Source organism: Bacillus xiamenensis (assembly GCF_001857925.1).
Taxonomy (GTDB): Bacteria; Bacillota; Bacilli; order Bacillales; family Bacillaceae; genus Bacillus; species Bacillus xiamenensis.
The window spans coordinates 161,354-177,179 of record NZ_CP017786.1 but is presented as its reverse complement, the minus strand read 5'-3'; the positions used below and the strand labels follow the sequence as shown (position 1 = coordinate 177,179).

Genomic DNA, 15,826 nt, shown 5'->3' with positions numbered 1-15,826 from the left:
GCTGCTTCTTTTGGAGAACCCTAAGCTGCCGAGGCTTAGGGTTTTTTTGAACCTGAAAGTGATGAAAAACTAGAGGGGGAAGAAAAAATGAATGATCTATCGACAATGAGCAGCTTATCGAAGGAAGACATTTTAGAGCTGATTGAAGAAGCATCCGCACTGAAGAAGGGGAAACAGGAACATGGCTTAGCAGGTGAGTTTGTGGCGAACCTCTTCTTTGAACCAAGCACAAGAACACGCTTTAGCTTTGAAGTAGCGGAAAAGAAACTTGGCATGAATGTGCTAAATCTAGATGCGGCAAGTACTTCTGTTCAAAAGGGAGAGACGCTTTACGATACGGTGAAGACGCTGGAATCTATCGGTGTTAAGGCGTGTGTCATCCGGGACAGCACCGACGAATATTACAACGAGCTCATTGGGAAGGTAGGGATTCCGATCATCAATGCAGGAGATGGCTGCGGGCAGCATCCTACACAATCACTGCTGGATTTGATGACCATCTTCGAAGAGTTTGGCGGCTTCGAAGGTTTAACGGTTTCGATTCATGGCGATATCAAGCATAGCAGGGTGGCAAGATCGAATGCTGAAGTCCTCTCAAGGCTGGGAGCGACAGTACTCTTTTCAGGACCAGCCTCCTTCCGAGATGAACAAAACCCTCACGGCACGCATGTCGACGTGGAAGAAGCCATCAAACGCTCTGATGTGGTGATGCTGCTAAGAATCCAGCATGAAAGACACACAGAAAAAATGGGTAATGACAATTACTTGTCTACTTATGGATTAACAGTAGACAGAGCACGCAACATGAAAGAACGAGCCATTATTATGCATCCAGCACCAGTAAATAGAGGTGTTGAAATAGATGATTCATTAGTAGAGTCAAAACAGTCAAGGATTTTCAAACAAATGGAAAATGGTGTGTATATCCGAATGGCTGTGTTAAAAAGAGCTTTTCAAAAGAGCAGACTACATCAAAAAGGGAGAGATTCTGTCTATGTCATATCTCATTAAAAACGGTTTTATCTTATCGAGCACAGGGGAAAAAGTGCAGCAGGATATAAGGGTAGATGGAGAAGTGATTCAAGCAATTGGTCACTTAGAAAGAGAAGACGGAGAAGAGGTCATTGATGCAGCAGGTCTCTTTGTATCACCAGGTTTGATTGATCTTCATGTGCATTTAAGAGAGCCAGGCGGCGAGAAAAAGGAAACCATTGAAACAGGCTCTAAGGCAGCAGCAAGAGGCGGGTATACGACCATTGCAGCGATGCCGAATACACGGCCGGTTCCAGATACAAAAGAGCAAATGGAATGGCTCATGAACCGAATTGAAGAGACCTCATCTGTAAGAGTACTTCCATACGCCTCCATCACGACAAGACAAATTGGAGAAGAGCTGACGGATTTTGCAGCGTTAAAAGAAGCAGGTGCCTTTGCCTTTACAGATGACGGTGTTGGAATCCAAACAGCTGGCATGATGTACGAAGCGATGAAAAAGGCGGCGAGTCTTGATCGAGCGATTGTGGCGCACTGTGAAGATAATTCCCTCATTTATGGAGGATGCGTTCATGAAGGCGAATATTCAAAAGCAAATGGGTTAAACGGAATACCGTCAATTTGTGAATCGGTGCATATTGCAAGAGATGTTCTCTTAGCGGAAGCAGCGAATTGCCATTATCATGTCTGTCATATCAGTACGAAAGAATCAGTGCGAGTTGTGCGAGATGCAAAAAAAGCAGGCATTCGAGTGACGGCTGAGGTTTCACCGCATCACCTGCTTTTATGTGATGCAGACATCCCGGGTCTTGATACAAACTATAAAATGAATCCTCCGCTCAGAGGAGCAGAAGATCGCGAGGCACTCATCGAAGGGCTTTTAGATGGCACGATTGATTTCATCGCAACGGACCATGCGCCTCATACAGAAGAAGAAAAAAATGAAACCATGCAGCGAGCACCTTTTGGGATTGTAGGACTTGAAACAGCGTTCCCGCTTCTGTACACACGCTTTGTGAAAACAGGCGAATGGACATTAAAAGAACTCGTTGATTATATGACCATCAAACCAGCAGAAGCCTTTTCTCTTCCATACGGTAAGCTGGAAGAAGGTCAAACAGCTGATATCACACTCATTGATTTAAACAAAGAAATGGCAATTGATAAAAAAAGCTTCTTATCTAAAGGGCAAAATACACCGTTTGACAAATTGACTGTATCAGGATGGCCGGTCATGACACTTGCATCTGGGAAAGTCGTTTATCAAGAGGGGAGACTAGTAAAATGAAGAGACGCTTAGTGCTAGAAAACGGAACAGTATTCGAAGGAACAGGCTTTGGCAGCTTAGAATCGTCAGTGGGAGAAGTCGTCTTTAATACAGGGATGACAGGCTATCAAGAAATTTTGTCTGATCCATCGTACTGCGGACAAATTGTCACACTCACTTACCCTCTTATCGGCAACTATGGCATTAACCGTGATGATTTTGAATCGATCACACCGTTTGTGAAAGGGCTCATTGTAAAAGAACTTTGTGAAAAGCCCTCCAACTGGCGCTCTTCATATTCACTCGATGAGTATTTAAAAATGAAGCATATTCCGGGTCTTAGCGGAATTGATACACGCAAGCTGACAAGAATGATTCGAAGTGCAGGAACATTAAGAGGGGCTTTTGCAGGACCTGATGAACAAGTAGAAGACGTTGTGCGCCGCCTTCAAACCATGCAGCTGCCAACAGATCAAGTGAGTCAAGTATCTGTGAAAAATGCGTATCCAAGCCCAGGAAGAGGAAAAAGAATTGTGCTTGTCGATTTCGGTATGAAGCACGGTATTTTGCGAGAGCTCAATAAGCGTGACTGTGATGTCATTGTGGTGCCATACAATATTACGGCAGATGAAGTTTTACAGCTAAAACCAGACGGTATCATGCTTTCAAACGGACCTGGGGACCCAGTCGATGTACCAGAAGCGGTTGAAATGATTCAGCAGCTGATTGGGAAAGTACCACTCTTTGGTATCTGCCTCGGACACCAGTTATTCGCTCTTGCTTGCGGTGCAAGTACAGAAAAAATGAAATTTGGGCATAGAGGGTCCAATCACCCAGTCAAAGAACTAGCAACTGGCAAGGTGACCTTGACGTCTCAAAACCATGGCTATACGGTAAGTGCCATTAATGAAGACGTGCTAGAAGTCACACATATTGCGCTAAATGACAACACCATTGAAGGATTAAAACATAAAGAAGCACCGGCATTCACTGTCCAGTATCACCCAGAGGCATCACCGGGACCAGAAGATGCGAACTACTTATTTGACGAGTTCATGGAAATGATTCATACGATTGAGAAAGAAGGGGAAGAAGTATGCCAAAACGCGTAGACATCAAAAAGATTTTAGTCATTGGATCAGGTCCAATCATCATCGGTCAGGCAGCAGAGTTTGACTATGCAGGTACACAGGCTTGCTTAGCACTGAAAGAAGAAGGCTATGAAGTCGTTCTTGTGAACTCCAACCCTGCGACGATCATGACAGATACAGAAATGGCGGACAAGGTATACATCGAACCACTGACACCAGAATTTTTAACACGAATTATTCGAAAAGAACGGCCTGATGCGATTCTGCCGACACTTGGCGGTCAAACTGGACTGAACCTTGCTGTTGAATTATCAGATCTTGGCGTACTGGCTGAATGCGGCGTTGAAGTACTTGGAACAAAGCTCTCAGCTATTCAAAAAGCAGAGGACAGAGATTTATTCCGCAATCTGATGAATGAACTAAATGAACCTGTTCCAGAAAGTGAAATCATTCATAACCTTGATGAAGCGATGGCATTTACAAATCAAATCGGTTTCCCTGTCATTGTCAGACCGGCTTATACATTAGGCGGAACAGGCGGCGGAATTTGTACAAACGAGCAAGAACTAAAAGAAATCGTCGAGAATGGATTGAAGCTAAGCCCAGTCACACAATGCTTACTTGAAAAGAGTATTGCAGGCTTTAAAGAAATCGAATATGAGGTCATGCGTGATAGCGGTGACCATGCAATCGTTGTTTGTAACATGGAAAACTTTGATCCTGTCGGCATTCATACAGGTGACAGTATCGTTGTGGCGCCAAGCCAAACGTTAAGTGACCGTGAATATCAGCTGCTTCGCAATGTGTCACTCAAGCTGATCCGCGCACTTGGCATTGAAGGCGGCTGTAACGTTCAGCTGGCCATTGACCCAGACAGCTTTCAATACTATATCATCGAAGTAAACCCGCGTGTGAGCCGTTCTTCTGCGCTTGCATCTAAAGCGACAGGATATCCAATTGCCAAACTTGCAGCGAAAATTGCTGTCGGCCTAACGCTTGATGAAATGATGAACCCTGTCACAGGTAAAACATATGCAGCCTTTGAACCAGCACTAGACTATATCGTTTCAAAGATCCCGCGCTGGCCGTTCGATAAATTTGAATCTGCCAACAGACGTCTTGGGACGCAAATGAAAGCAACGGGTGAAGTGATGGCAATCGGCCGTACATTAGAAGAGTCTCTTTTAAAGGCTGTTCGTTCACTTGAAGCAGATGTGCATCACATTGAATTAAAAGATGAAGCGGACATAACAAATGAAGTGCTTGAAAAACGGATTATCAAAGCGGGAGATGAGCGTCTGTTTTATATCGCTGAGGCGCTTAGAAGAGGCTATACTGTTGAGCAAATTCATGCATTCTCAAAAATTGATTACTTCTTCCTTCATAAGCTGGAGGGCATCATCGCATTTGAAAAGACGCTAAAAGAAAACAAAGGTAATGTAGACGTGTTAAAAGAAGCAAAACACAAAGGTTTCTCAGATATCTATATTAGCCGAGAGTGGGACATGAACGAAGCGGATGTCTACAACCTAAGACAAGAAGCAGGCATCGTTCCTGTTTATAAAATGGTGGACACATGTGCGGCGGAGTTTGAATCAGAAACACCGTATTTCTACAGCACGTATGAAGATGAAAATGAATCAGAACGAATAGACAAAAAAAGCGTAATCGTCCTAGGCTCAGGTCCCATTCGAATTGGACAAGGGGTTGAATTTGATTATGCGACCGTTCATTCAGTGTGGGCGATCAAACAAGCAGGATATGAAGCCATTATTATTAACAACAACCCTGAAACGGTCTCAACGGACTTTAGTATTTCAGATAAGCTTTACTTTGAACCACTTACTGTAGAAGATGTGATGCATATCATCGACCTTGAACAACCAGAAGGTGTCGTCGTTCAGTTCGGCGGACAAACAGCGATTAACTTAGCAGATGAACTATCAAATAGAGGGGTTAAAATTCTTGGCACTTCTCTTGAAGACCTTGACCGCGCGGAAAACCGTGACAAATTTGAACAAACATTAGAAACGCTCGGCGTACCTCAGCCAAAAGGAAAAACGGCTACGTCTGTGCCGGAAGCAGTAGCCATTGCGAATCTAATCGGCTACCCAGTCCTTGTCCGTCCTTCCTATGTATTAGGCGGTCGTGCGATGGAAATTGTGTATCAAGAAGCCGAGCTTCTTCACTATATGGAGAATGCGGTGAAAGTCAATCCGCAGCATCCAGTGCTCATTGACAAGTATTTGACAGGAAAAGAAATTGAAGTAGATGCAGTATCTGACGGAGAAACGGTTGTGATCCCGGGCATCATGGAACACATTGAAAGAGCCGGTGTTCACTCTGGTGACTCAATTGCGGTCTATCCGCCGCAAACATTGTCTGAGGACATTAAAGCGAAAATCGCAGAATACACGATTAAACTCGCAAAAGGACTCAACATTATTGGGCTGCTTAACATTCAGTTTGTCCTATCAAAAGGAGAAGTGTATGTACTTGAAGTGAACCCGCGTTCAAGCCGGACTGTCCCATTTTTAAGTAAAATTACGGGCATTCCAATGGCAAACTTAGCAACAAAGGTCATTTTAGGGGAGAAGCTCAAAAACTATGGCTACCAAGAAGGCCTTCATGTGGAGCAAGAAGGCGTATACGTCAAAGTTCCCGTCTTCTCTTTTGCAAAACTAAGAAGAGTAGACATTACACTTGGACCTGAAATGAAATCAACAGGTGAAGTCATGGGGAAAGATGTCACAATCGAAAAAGCCCTCTACAAAGGATTGATTGCATCAGGCATTCAAATCCCAAAAGACGGAACAGTTCTCCTCACAGTGGCTGATAAAGATAAAGAAGAAGGGCTTGAGATTGCAAGAAGATTCCATTCCATCGGCTATCATATTTTAGCTACAGAAGGAACGGCGAATTACTTAAAACAAGCCTCCATTCCATCAAGTGTTGTCGGCAAAATAGGAGAAGAAGGAAAGAACCTGCTCGATGTCATTCGAAATGGTGAAGCCCAATTTGTCATCAACACCTTAACAAAAGGAAAACAGCCGGCAAGAGACGGCTTTAGAATCAGACGTGAATCTGTTGAAAATGGTGTCGCTTGCTTAACGTCATTAGATACAGCGGAAGCGATTTTAAGAGTGCTAGAGAGCATGACATTTAGAGCAGACGAAATGCCAGAAGTGAAAACGAATGCTGAGGTGACAGTAACGATATGAAAAAAGCATACTTGATGGTCGTCTCGAATCGAGAGATCGCTGATCATATTTACGAAATGACATTAAAGGGTGACCTTGTCGAATCCTTTCAAACAGCTGGACAATTTCTTCATATAAAGGTCAGCGAATCCATGACACCGCTTTTGAGAAGACCGATCAGTATTGCCAACATTCATGCCGGCAAGCAAGAAGCAACCATCATTTACCGCGCAGAGGGCGAGGGCACAAAGCTCCTTTCCCAAAAGCGGACGGGAGAATCAGTCGATGTGTTAGGACCGCTTGGGAACGGGTATGACCCCTCAGTCGTAAAGCCTGGGCAGACGGCATTACTAGTGGGCGGAGGAATAGGTGTGCCGCCGCTGTATGAACTGTCTAAGCGGTTAACGAAAAAAGGCGTCATCGTAAAACATGTTCTCGGTTTTCAATCGAAAAAGGATGTATTTTATGAGGAGAAATTTCAAGCACTTGGAGATACGTTTATCGCAACCGTTGATGGAACATATGGCTCGAAAGGGTTTGTGACAAATGTCATTGAAGAGAATGAGTTGAACTTTGATGTCTTGCTTTCCTGCGGCCCGACACCTATGTTAAAAGCATTAAAAGACTCTTATCCCGATAAGCCTGTCTATATTTCAATGGAAGAACGAATGGGCTGCGGAATCGGTGCATGCTTTGCTTGTGTCTGTCATACCGATCAGCACGAGAAACCGTACGTTAAAGTTTGTCTGGATGGACCTGTTTTTAAAGCGGAGGAGGTGGCGCTATCATGCTAAACATCGAATTACCCGGCTTATCTTTAAAAAATCCAATCATTCCTGCATCAGGCTGTTTTGGATTTGGAAAAGAATTCGCATCATTATATGACCTTTCCTTGCTGGGCGGCATCATGATTAAAGCCACGACCCTTGAACCGAGATTTGGCAACCCAACACCGAGGGTGGCCGAAACTGGAGCCGGTATGCTGAATGCGATTGGCTTACAAAATCCAGGTCTAAAAGGCGTGCTTGAACATGAATTACCTTGGCTTGAGCAGTTTGATACACCCATTATTGCGAATGTTGCAGGTTCACAGGTTGATGATTATGTCGAAGTGGCCAAACACATCAGTCAAGCAAGGAATGTCCATGCCCTCGAACTGAATATCTCCTGTCCAAATGTCAAAACAGGAGGGATCGCTTTTGGTACGGACCCAAAGATGGCCGCGTCATTGACAAAGGCAGTCAAGGAAGTCTCTTCTGTTCCTGTCTATGTGAAACTGTCACCTAATGTGGCCAATATCACTGAGATTGCTAAAGCGATTGAATCGGCTGGAGCAGATGGGCTCACCATGATTAATACCTTGATTGGTATGCGTCTAGATTTAAAAACAGGCAAACCCATTCTTGCCAATCAAACAGGTGGATTGTCAGGCCCTGCAATAAAGCCTGTCGCCGTTCGAATGGTGCATGAGGTCAGTCAGGCAGTCTCTATTCCCATTATTGGGATGGGCGGGGTGCAAAGCGCTGAAGATGTACTTGAGTTTCTATTAGCAGGAGCAAGTGCAGTCGCTGTTGGGACAGCCAATTTTGTGAACCCATTTATTTGCCCGGAAATCATTGAGGAGCTGCCGAATGTGCTGACGGCATATGGGTATTCATCTGTAGAGGAATGTATCGGAAGGAGCTGGAAACATGAAGCACTTGCCCATCATCGCACTTGATTTTCCATCAGGGCAGGAGGCGCACGCCTTTTTAGATCTGTTTGAAGGGACACCTTTATTCGTCAAGGTCGGTATGGAGCTATTTTACCAAGAAGGTCCTGCCATCCTTGACGCACTGAAAGAAAAAAATTGCCGTATTTTCCTTGATCTGAAGCTTCATGACATTCCAACAACCGTACAAAAAGCAATGAACCGGCTTGCTGCACTTGGTGTAGATTTGGTCAATGTGCATGCAGCTGGCGGGAAAAGAATGATGCAGGCTGCGATAGAGGGGCTTGAAAGCGGAACCCCTGCCGGGCAAAATCGTCCAAGCATTATTGCTGTGACTCAGCTTACAAGTACGTCAGAAGAAATGATGAAAAAAGAATTACTGATTGATCGTCCATTACAAGAAGCTGTGCTTCATTACGGACAATTGGCATATGAAAGTGGACTTGACGGTGTTGTATGTTCTGTTCATGAATCAAAAGTAATTCATGAGCAAATCTCACCTTCCTTTCTCACTGTGACACCAGGAATTCGTTTACCAAATGATCAAACCGATGACCAAAAGCGTGTGGCGACACCTGCCTTTGCAAAAGAGCAAGGTGTTTCACAAATCGTTGTTGGGAGATCCATCACGAAAGCCGTAAACCCAGTGGACGCCTATCAACAAATTTTGAAAGAGTGGGAGTGACTGCCGTATGAAAATGAAAATCGCTAAACATCTATTACAAATCAAAGCTGTCTCTTTAAAACCAGACGAACCATTTACATGGGCGAGCGGCATCAAATCGCCAATTTACTGCGACAACCGTCTGACCTTGTCGTATCCAGAAGTCAGAAATGACATTGCGGAAGGTTTAAAAGATTTGATTCTCTCTCATTTCGAGGGTGCTGAAGTCATCGCAGGTACTGCAACAGCAGGTATTCCGCATGCGGCATTAGCGGCAGACCGTTTGAATGTGCCGATGTGTTATGTGAGAAGTAAGCCAAAAGCGCACGGAAAAGGAAATCAAATTGAAGGAGCCGTATCGCCTGGTCAAAAGGTGGTCGTTGTAGAAGACCTCATCTCAACCGGGGGCAGCGTTCTTGACGTGGTTGCCGCTCTAGAAGAAGAAGGCTGTGACGTACTTGGGGTTGTGGCTATCTTCACATACGGCCTGCCAAAAGCAGCAGCAGCTTTTCAAGAGAAAAACATTCCATATGTCACACTCACAGACTATGACACACTGACTGAAGCGGCACTTGAGCTAAAAGCGATTGATCCTTCTTCTATGAATAAACTAAAACGATGGAGAGAAGATCCTTCGTCTGAATCTTGGATGGAAGAAACGGTCTAAAAGCTGTGCAGCAAAGCACAGCTTTTCTTTTGGTTAAAAATAGTAAAATAGACTCAAATTTAAATAAAAACTAATCCTATCAATAAAGTCGGGTTGACTTTTGTTTGAATTGTGTTAATATTTAATACAAATTAAAATTCTTATCCAGAGAGGTGGAGGGACTGGCCCGATGAAGCCCAGCAACCTGCGATTCGCAAGGTGCTACTTCCTGCAAAATGATTCTATTTTGAAAGATAAGGAAATCGCGAACTTCCTCATCTTTCTTTCGGACTGAAAGAAAGTTTTTTTATTTTAACGGTGAGGAGGAAGAGGAGATGGAATTGAAACAAAATCAGGATGAGGACTTAGTGAAGCACATGAAAGAACTGATTGGGGATATGAAATTTGGTTCGATTACGTTGATTGTTCAGGACGGTCAAGTGATTCAAGTGGAAAAAAATGAAAAAATCAGATTGAAGTAATGCGGAGAACAGTAATAGGAGCAGTACTCCGAAAGGGGAGAAATAATGTTAACTTATGAAAATTGGCAAGAGCCGTCCATTACATTTCAAGAGGACGATTTGTATAAAGGAGCCCTATCTGTGCTGAAATGGGCGTACGGCCACTATGGTGATCAGCTCGTTTATGCATGTAGTTTTGGCATTGAGGGTATTGTCCTAATTGATCTGATTGCAAAAGTAAAAAAGGATGCGAGAATTGTCTTTTTAGATACAGGTCTGCATTTCAAAGAAACATACGACACCATTGATGCAGTCAAGGAAAGATATCCTGGTTTAGACATCGTGCTGAAAACCCCTGAGCTGACAGTGGAACAGCAAAACGAGCAGCATGGTGATAAATTATGGGAAACGAATCCTCAAAGCTGCTGCCATATGCGGAAGGTCATTCCTTTGCAAGAGGCACTATCTGGCTATCCGGCATGGCTTTCTGGCTTAAGAAGAGAGCAATCACCAAAACGAGCAGGGACGAACTTCTTAAATAAAGATGAGAAATTTAAATCAGTAAAAGTATGTCCGCTCATCCACTGGACGTGGAAGGACATTTGGAGATATACGTCTAGAGAAGAACTTACTTATAATCCGCTGCACGACCAGGGATATCCGAGCATCGGATGTGCTCCGTGTACACAGCCAGCATTTACAGCAGATGACCTGCGTTCTGGTAGATGGTCAGGGACAGCAAAGACCGAGTGCGGATTACATGAGTAAGGGAGCATAATGTATGGAAATCGCCGCAATTTTATTTAGTTTATTCTTTGCTTTAAACATTGGCGCAAGCGGAGCAGCCGCTTCGATGGGTATCGCATATGGATCAGGTGCCATTAAAAAGCCAATTTATGCACTCAGCGTTTGTGCAGTAGGGATATTAGCAGGCTCAGTGATTGGCGGCGGAGAGGTCGTCAAAACGATCAGCTCTGGGATTATGCCGGAATCTGTCATCACACTTGAAATTGTGTGTATCATTATTGGCTCTGCCGCATTATCACTTTTCATCGCGAATCTCATGGCCATTCCATTATCAACAAGTGAAGTCACAGTAGGTGCTGTGGTCGGTGTGGCCGTCGCGTATAAAGTGCTGTATGTGAAATCTATTTTAGTGATTGTCGCCTTTTGGATTATCATCCCGCTTGTCGCCTTTGTTTTTACCTTTGTCGTTGTCAAAATCATCAGATTGTTCCCTAAACGGACATTATCAAAAAAGGGAACATTGATTTTATCTGTGCTTCTCATTATCAGCGGATTTCTAGAGGCGTTTTCAGCAGGGATGAACAATGTCGCTAATGCCGTCGGTCCCCTTGTCGCCTCAGGTGTTTTGACAGTTGGGCAAGGAACCCTTTACGGAGGAATCTTTGTTGCATTTGGTGCGCTTTTGCTAGGCAGAAGGGTCCTTGAAACAAACGGCAAGAAAATTACCCGCTATCAAACGGGAGAAGGAATTCTATTATCGAGTACCGGCGCAGGACTTGTGATCGTCAGCTCTATTTTTGGGCTACCCGTTCCACTTACCCAAATCACCTCCTCGTCTATTATCGGGCTTGGTATGGCAAAGGGCGGACCGAACATTTTTCATAAACATGTCGTGAAAAAAATGCTGAAAGTCTGGGTTGTGTCACCTTTCTTATCACTCAGTCTCTCGTATTTGCTCGTGAGCCTTTTCTTAAAAGGAGACTATTACTCTATCTTTATCATGATGAGTGTACTGCTTGCCTCACTTGGTGCACTGAGTCTAATGAAAGCAGTCAAAAATGAGAGCAGCTCGATTCATGAACAGGGCGGCGGGATTTAAACACAAATCCGACTATTATGATCTACTAAATATGAACATTGAGAGGAAGATGAACAAATGAGTTTAACACCACATGGTGGCGTATTAATTAATCGAGTAAATGAAGAATTTGATCTAAGCACAGCTGCGAAGGAAATTGAACTGGATGCTATCTCTTTTGCAGACCTTGAACTCATTGCAATTGGCGGGTATAGTCCAATTGAAGGGTTTTTAACAAGAACTGATTATGAAGCGGTTGTCAGCAGTATGCGGCTAGCAAGTGGTGTCGTTTGGTCTCTTCCGATTACGCTGCCAGTCACTAAGGAAAAGGCAGCGGAGATTCGTCAAGGTGATATTGTACGTCTATCGTACAATGGAACGGTATACGGGGTCATTGAAGTGGAAGACAAATACACACCGGATAAGGAAAAAGAAGCAGTGAATGTGTATAAAACAGATGACCTTCATCACCCGGGTGTGAAAAAATTATTTGAACGCGGTGACACGTATATTGGTGGTAAAATTACACTGACGAAACGCAGTGAAAAACCATTCCCGCAATTTACGTATGAGCCAGAAGAAACAAGAAGACATTTTAAAGAAAACGGCTGGAAAACCATTGTTGGCTTCCAAACGAGAAACCCGGTCCATCGCGCCCATGAATATATTCAAAAGACAGCACTGGAAACAGTGGATGGTTTATTTTTAAATCCGCTTGTTGGTGAAACAAAATCGGATGATATCCCAGCAGATGTAAGAATGAAAAGCTATCAAGTGTTACTCAACGGTTATTATCCAAAAGACCGCGTCTTTTTAGGTGTTTTCCCTGCTGCAATGCGTTATGCTGGACCAAAGGAAGCGATTTTTCATGCGCTTGTGCGTAAAAATTATGGCTGCACACATTTTATTGTCGGCAGAGATCATGCGGGTGTTGGTGATTATTACGGCACATATGAGGCGCAGGAACTATTTGAGCAATTCACAAGCGAAGAGATTGGTATTACACCATTAAAATTTGAACACAGCTTCTACTGCAATACATGTGAAGCAATGGCCACACCAAAAACGTGCCCGCACGATAAAAGCGAGCATGTCATCCTTTCAGGTACAAAGGTTCGAACAATGCTGAGAAACGGTGAATTACCACCGAGCACGTTCAGCCGAAAAGAAGTCATTGAAACATTAATCGAAGGATTAAAAACGACGGTATCTTAAAGGAGGGTATGACATGAGTAACGAACATATTGTATGGCATGATTCATCTATTACAAAAAAAGAATATCAACAGAAAAACAATCATAAAAGCGGCATTATCTGGCTCACCGGCCTAAGTGGTTCAGGCAAATCGACGATCGCTAATGCAGCGGCTAGAGAGTTGTTTGAACAAGGCTACCAAGTCACCGTTCTTGATGGTGATAATGTACGACATGGACTCAATAAAGATTTAGGCTTTTCCGATGACGACAGAAAAGAGAACATTCGGCGCATCGGTGAAGTGGCGAAATTATTTGTTGAGCAAGGGACGATTGTGATCACTGCTTTTATTTCACCCTTTCAAGAAGATCGCCAAATTGTTAGACAGTTAGTCGAAGATGGAGAATTCCACGAAGTGTTTGTGAAATGTGATCTAAACGTGTGTGAAGAGCGTGATCCAAAGGGGTTATATAAAAAAGCAAGAAACGGTGAAATTCCATTTTTCACTGGAATTGATTCACCGTACGAAGAGCCGGCTGCACCTGAGCTTGTCCTAGATACAGGTGAATTGTCACGCGAGGAGTCCAAACAGCGACTGGTTGATTATGTAAAGAGAACGACGAAATAATCGCCTGATGGCAGGGGGAGAAAAGCACGATGGGGAAAGTATACATTGTAGGTGCCGGACCGGGTGACCCAGATTTAATTACATTAAAGGCCCATAAGGCAATACAGCAGGCAGATGTCATTTTATATGATCGTCTTGTCAATCAAGAGATTCTTGCCCATGCCAAACCGGAGGCGGAATTGATCTATTGCGGCAAGCTGCCAAATCATCATACGATGAGGCAGGAAGCCATCAATGAAGCGCTTGTTGCTCATGCAAAGGAAGGGAACGTTGTCGTTCGTCTGAAAGGCGGCGATCCCTTTGTATTTGGCCGCGGCGGTGAAGAAATCGAGTGTTTAGCTGAGCATGGTATTCTGTATGAAGTCGTCCCAGGGATTACCTCTGGTATTGCAGCAGCAGCTTATGCAGGCATTCCTGTGACGCACCGAGAATTCAGCTCAAATGTAGCCTTTGTGACAGGTCATTATCAAAAGGATGAACACTTTGAAGAAAAGTGGGAAGCACTGGCAACGGGGATTGATACCCTTGTGATATACATGGGCGTCAAAAACGTGGCAAAAGTGCAGCGGCTTCTACTAAAAAATGGACGAGATCCTGAAACACCAGCTGCGTTCATTCACTGGGGAACAACGACAAGGCAAAAGACGACTTGCTGCACAGTGGCGACCCTGTCTGAAACGGTTGAAAAAGAAGGAATCGAGCATCCAAGTTTAATCGTGGTAGGAGATGTCGTTCATTTTCATCAAAAGCTAAACTGGTTTGAACCCGCACTGATCGAGAAATAAATGAAACAGGGAAAAGACACGCTGATGCATCGTGTCTTTTCGTCTGATGAAAGCAGGATGAGAAGGAGGAGCTAAATGAAACAAGCTGTACTTTATGTGGGACATGGAAGCAGAGTCAAAGAAGCACAAGATAAAGCCATCTCTTTTATGAAAAGCTGCATGCCATTAGTGAAAGCAGATATTCAAGAAATATGTTTTTTAGAGTTAACAGACCCGTCTATAGAAGAAGGATTTGAGAGCTGTGTGCAAAAAGGAGCAACTCACATTGCAATTGTCCCGCTTCTCCTTTTAACCGCCATGCATGCCAAATCAGATATCCCAGAAGAGATTGAGAAAGTGCAAAAACGTTTCCCGCAAGTGAAGGTGACATACGGAAGACCTATTGGGGTAAACAAAGAAGTAACAAAAGCCGTTGTTGCAAGGATTGAAGAAGCAGGGTATGAAGGCGAGAAAGCTCGAATCGTTTTGATTGGCCGCGGAAGCTCGGACCCAGATGTAAAACGAGATGTATTTGGCATTGCGGACGATGTCCGGACGCTGCTGCCCCGTGCAGAGGTTCTCCCATGTTTTATTACGGCATGTGGACCAAATTATCGTGACGTCTTAGCGCAGTTATCAGAAGATGACAATACGCCAGTTTATATCGTTCCTTATCTATTATTCACTGGAATTTTAATGAAAGAGATTGAAAGTGAAGCAGATCAGGCGAGAGAGCGGCTTCGTGATGTTCGTGTCTGCCGGTATATTGGATTTCATCCGCATGTGAAATCAGCTTATATTGAACGTGTGCAAGAAACCATCTTAAACAAAGAGGGTGCGTTTCGTTTTCAAGGAGAAAGCCATGCTTCCCATTCATCTTGATCTAACCAATAAACAAGTGGTTATCGCCGGCGGCGGGCTGGTAGCGGCAAGAAGGGCGAGTGCGTTATGCATGGAGCCTTGCCGCATAACCATTGTGAGTCCTGACATTTGTGATGAAATGGCCAAACTCATTGAAACAAATGGGCTGAATTGGGAGAAAAAGAAAGTGGGCGCGGAAGATCTAAAGGATGCATTTCTCATTGTCGCTGCCACAAACGATCCTTTAGTGAACGAATGGATAACGCAAACAGCAACGCCTCATCAGCTTGTCAACTGCGTGAGCCAGTCAGAGTTTGGCAATGTGATCGTGCCGAAGGTTGTGAGGGCGGGAAAAGTGACGATTTCAGTATCTACGAGCGGTGCAAGCCCGTCTCGAACAAAGGAGCTGGCTGCGGCGATTGAGACTTTGCTCGAACAAGAAGACATAGACGCACTTGATGCCCTCTATATAGAAAGAAAAAAACAACAAAGAAATAGCCGATAAAATCTCATCCAAAGAT

Annotated in this window: 16 protein-coding genes and 1 riboswitch; all 16 genes read left to right on the top strand. The window is 44.0% G+C overall.

What is annotated here, in order from left to right:
• Positions 1-87: 87 nt before the first annotated feature.
• The 16 genes from BK049_RS00835 (at position 88) to BK049_RS00765 (ending at position 15,810) form a co-directional block, all read left to right on the top strand.
• On the top strand, positions 88-1,011 hold the full coding sequence (locus tag BK049_RS00835) for an aspartate carbamoyltransferase catalytic subunit (protein WP_008354618.1): 924 nt from the start codon (positions 88-90) through the stop codon (positions 1,009-1,011).
• Complete coding sequence (locus tag BK049_RS00830; RefSeq protein ID WP_008354616.1) at positions 995-2,281, top strand: dihydroorotase; 1,287 nt, start codon at positions 995-997, stop codon at positions 2,279-2,281. The genes BK049_RS00835 and BK049_RS00830 overlap by 17 nt, the downstream gene beginning before the upstream one ends.
• On the top strand, positions 2,278-3,372 hold the full coding sequence (locus BK049_RS00825) for a carbamoyl phosphate synthase small subunit (protein WP_071167651.1): 1,095 nt from the start codon (positions 2,278-2,280) through the stop codon (positions 3,370-3,372). The genes BK049_RS00830 and BK049_RS00825 overlap by 4 nt, the downstream gene beginning before the upstream one ends.
• Positions 3,357-6,572 (top strand): carbamoyl-phosphate synthase (glutamine-hydrolyzing) large subunit, encoded by a 3,216-nt coding sequence (gene carB / locus BK049_RS00820; RefSeq protein ID WP_071167650.1) that lies wholly within the window; start codon positions 3,357-3,359, stop codon positions 6,570-6,572. The genes BK049_RS00825 and carB overlap by 16 nt, the downstream gene beginning before the upstream one ends.
• Complete coding sequence (locus BK049_RS00815; protein WP_071167649.1) at positions 6,569-7,345, top strand: dihydroorotate dehydrogenase electron transfer subunit; 777 nt, start codon at positions 6,569-6,571, stop codon at positions 7,343-7,345. The genes carB and BK049_RS00815 overlap by 4 nt, the downstream gene beginning before the upstream one ends.
• Positions 7,339-8,271, top strand: coding sequence for a dihydroorotate dehydrogenase (locus tag BK049_RS00810; RefSeq protein ID WP_071167648.1), 933 nt, complete (start codon positions 7,339-7,341; stop codon positions 8,269-8,271). The genes BK049_RS00815 and BK049_RS00810 overlap by 7 nt, the downstream gene beginning before the upstream one ends.
• Positions 8,243-8,947, top strand: a complete 705-nt coding sequence (gene pyrF / locus BK049_RS00805) for an orotidine-5'-phosphate decarboxylase (RefSeq protein ID WP_008354605.1) — start codon at positions 8,243-8,245, stop codon at positions 8,945-8,947. The genes BK049_RS00810 and pyrF overlap by 29 nt, the downstream gene beginning before the upstream one ends.
• Positions 8,948-8,954: 7 nt before the next feature.
• Complete coding sequence (gene pyrE / locus BK049_RS00800) at positions 8,955-9,593, top strand: orotate phosphoribosyltransferase (protein WP_008354603.1); 639 nt, start codon at positions 8,955-8,957, stop codon at positions 9,591-9,593.
• Positions 9,594-9,730: 137 nt separating this feature from the next.
• Positions 9,731-9,833, top strand: a riboswitch (SAM riboswitch).
• 74 nt (positions 9,834-9,907) lie between these two features.
• The gene (locus BK049_RS18640; RefSeq protein WP_008354601.1) at positions 9,908-10,054 is read left to right on the top strand and encodes a YezD family protein; all 147 of its coding nucleotides are present in this window, start codon (positions 9,908-9,910) and stop codon (positions 10,052-10,054) included.
• 45 nt (positions 10,055-10,099) lie between these two features.
• Positions 10,100-10,801, top strand: a complete 702-nt coding sequence (locus tag BK049_RS00795) for a phosphoadenylyl-sulfate reductase (RefSeq protein ID WP_008354599.1) — start codon at positions 10,100-10,102, stop codon at positions 10,799-10,801.
• A 13-nt stretch (positions 10,802-10,814) separates the two neighbouring features.
• Positions 10,815-11,879, top strand: a complete 1,065-nt coding sequence (locus BK049_RS00790; RefSeq protein ID WP_008354597.1) for a sulfate permease — start codon at positions 10,815-10,817, stop codon at positions 11,877-11,879.
• A gap of 57 nt (positions 11,880-11,936) precedes the next feature.
• Positions 11,937-13,073, top strand: coding sequence for a sulfate adenylyltransferase (gene sat, locus BK049_RS00785; protein WP_071167647.1), 1,137 nt, complete (start codon positions 11,937-11,939; stop codon positions 13,071-13,073).
• Between the two features lie 13 nt (positions 13,074-13,086).
• Positions 13,087-13,680 (top strand): adenylyl-sulfate kinase, encoded by a 594-nt coding sequence (gene cysC, locus BK049_RS00780; protein ID WP_071167646.1) that lies wholly within the window; start codon positions 13,087-13,089, stop codon positions 13,678-13,680.
• Between the two features lie 29 nt (positions 13,681-13,709).
• A complete protein-coding gene (gene cobA, locus BK049_RS00775) occupies positions 13,710-14,465 on the top strand; it encodes a uroporphyrinogen-III C-methyltransferase (protein WP_008354590.1) in 756 nt (251 codons plus the stop codon).
• Between the two features lie 75 nt (positions 14,466-14,540).
• Entirely contained in the window at positions 14,541-15,326 is a 786-nt protein-coding gene (locus BK049_RS00770; RefSeq protein ID WP_071167645.1) for a sirohydrochlorin chelatase, read from the top strand.
• Entirely contained in the window at positions 15,307-15,810 is a 504-nt protein-coding gene (locus BK049_RS00765; RefSeq protein ID WP_071167644.1) for a precorrin-2 dehydrogenase/sirohydrochlorin ferrochelatase family protein, read from the top strand. Before BK049_RS00770 ends, BK049_RS00765 begins: the two co-directional genes overlap by 20 nt.
• Positions 15,811-15,826 lie beyond the last annotated feature (16 nt).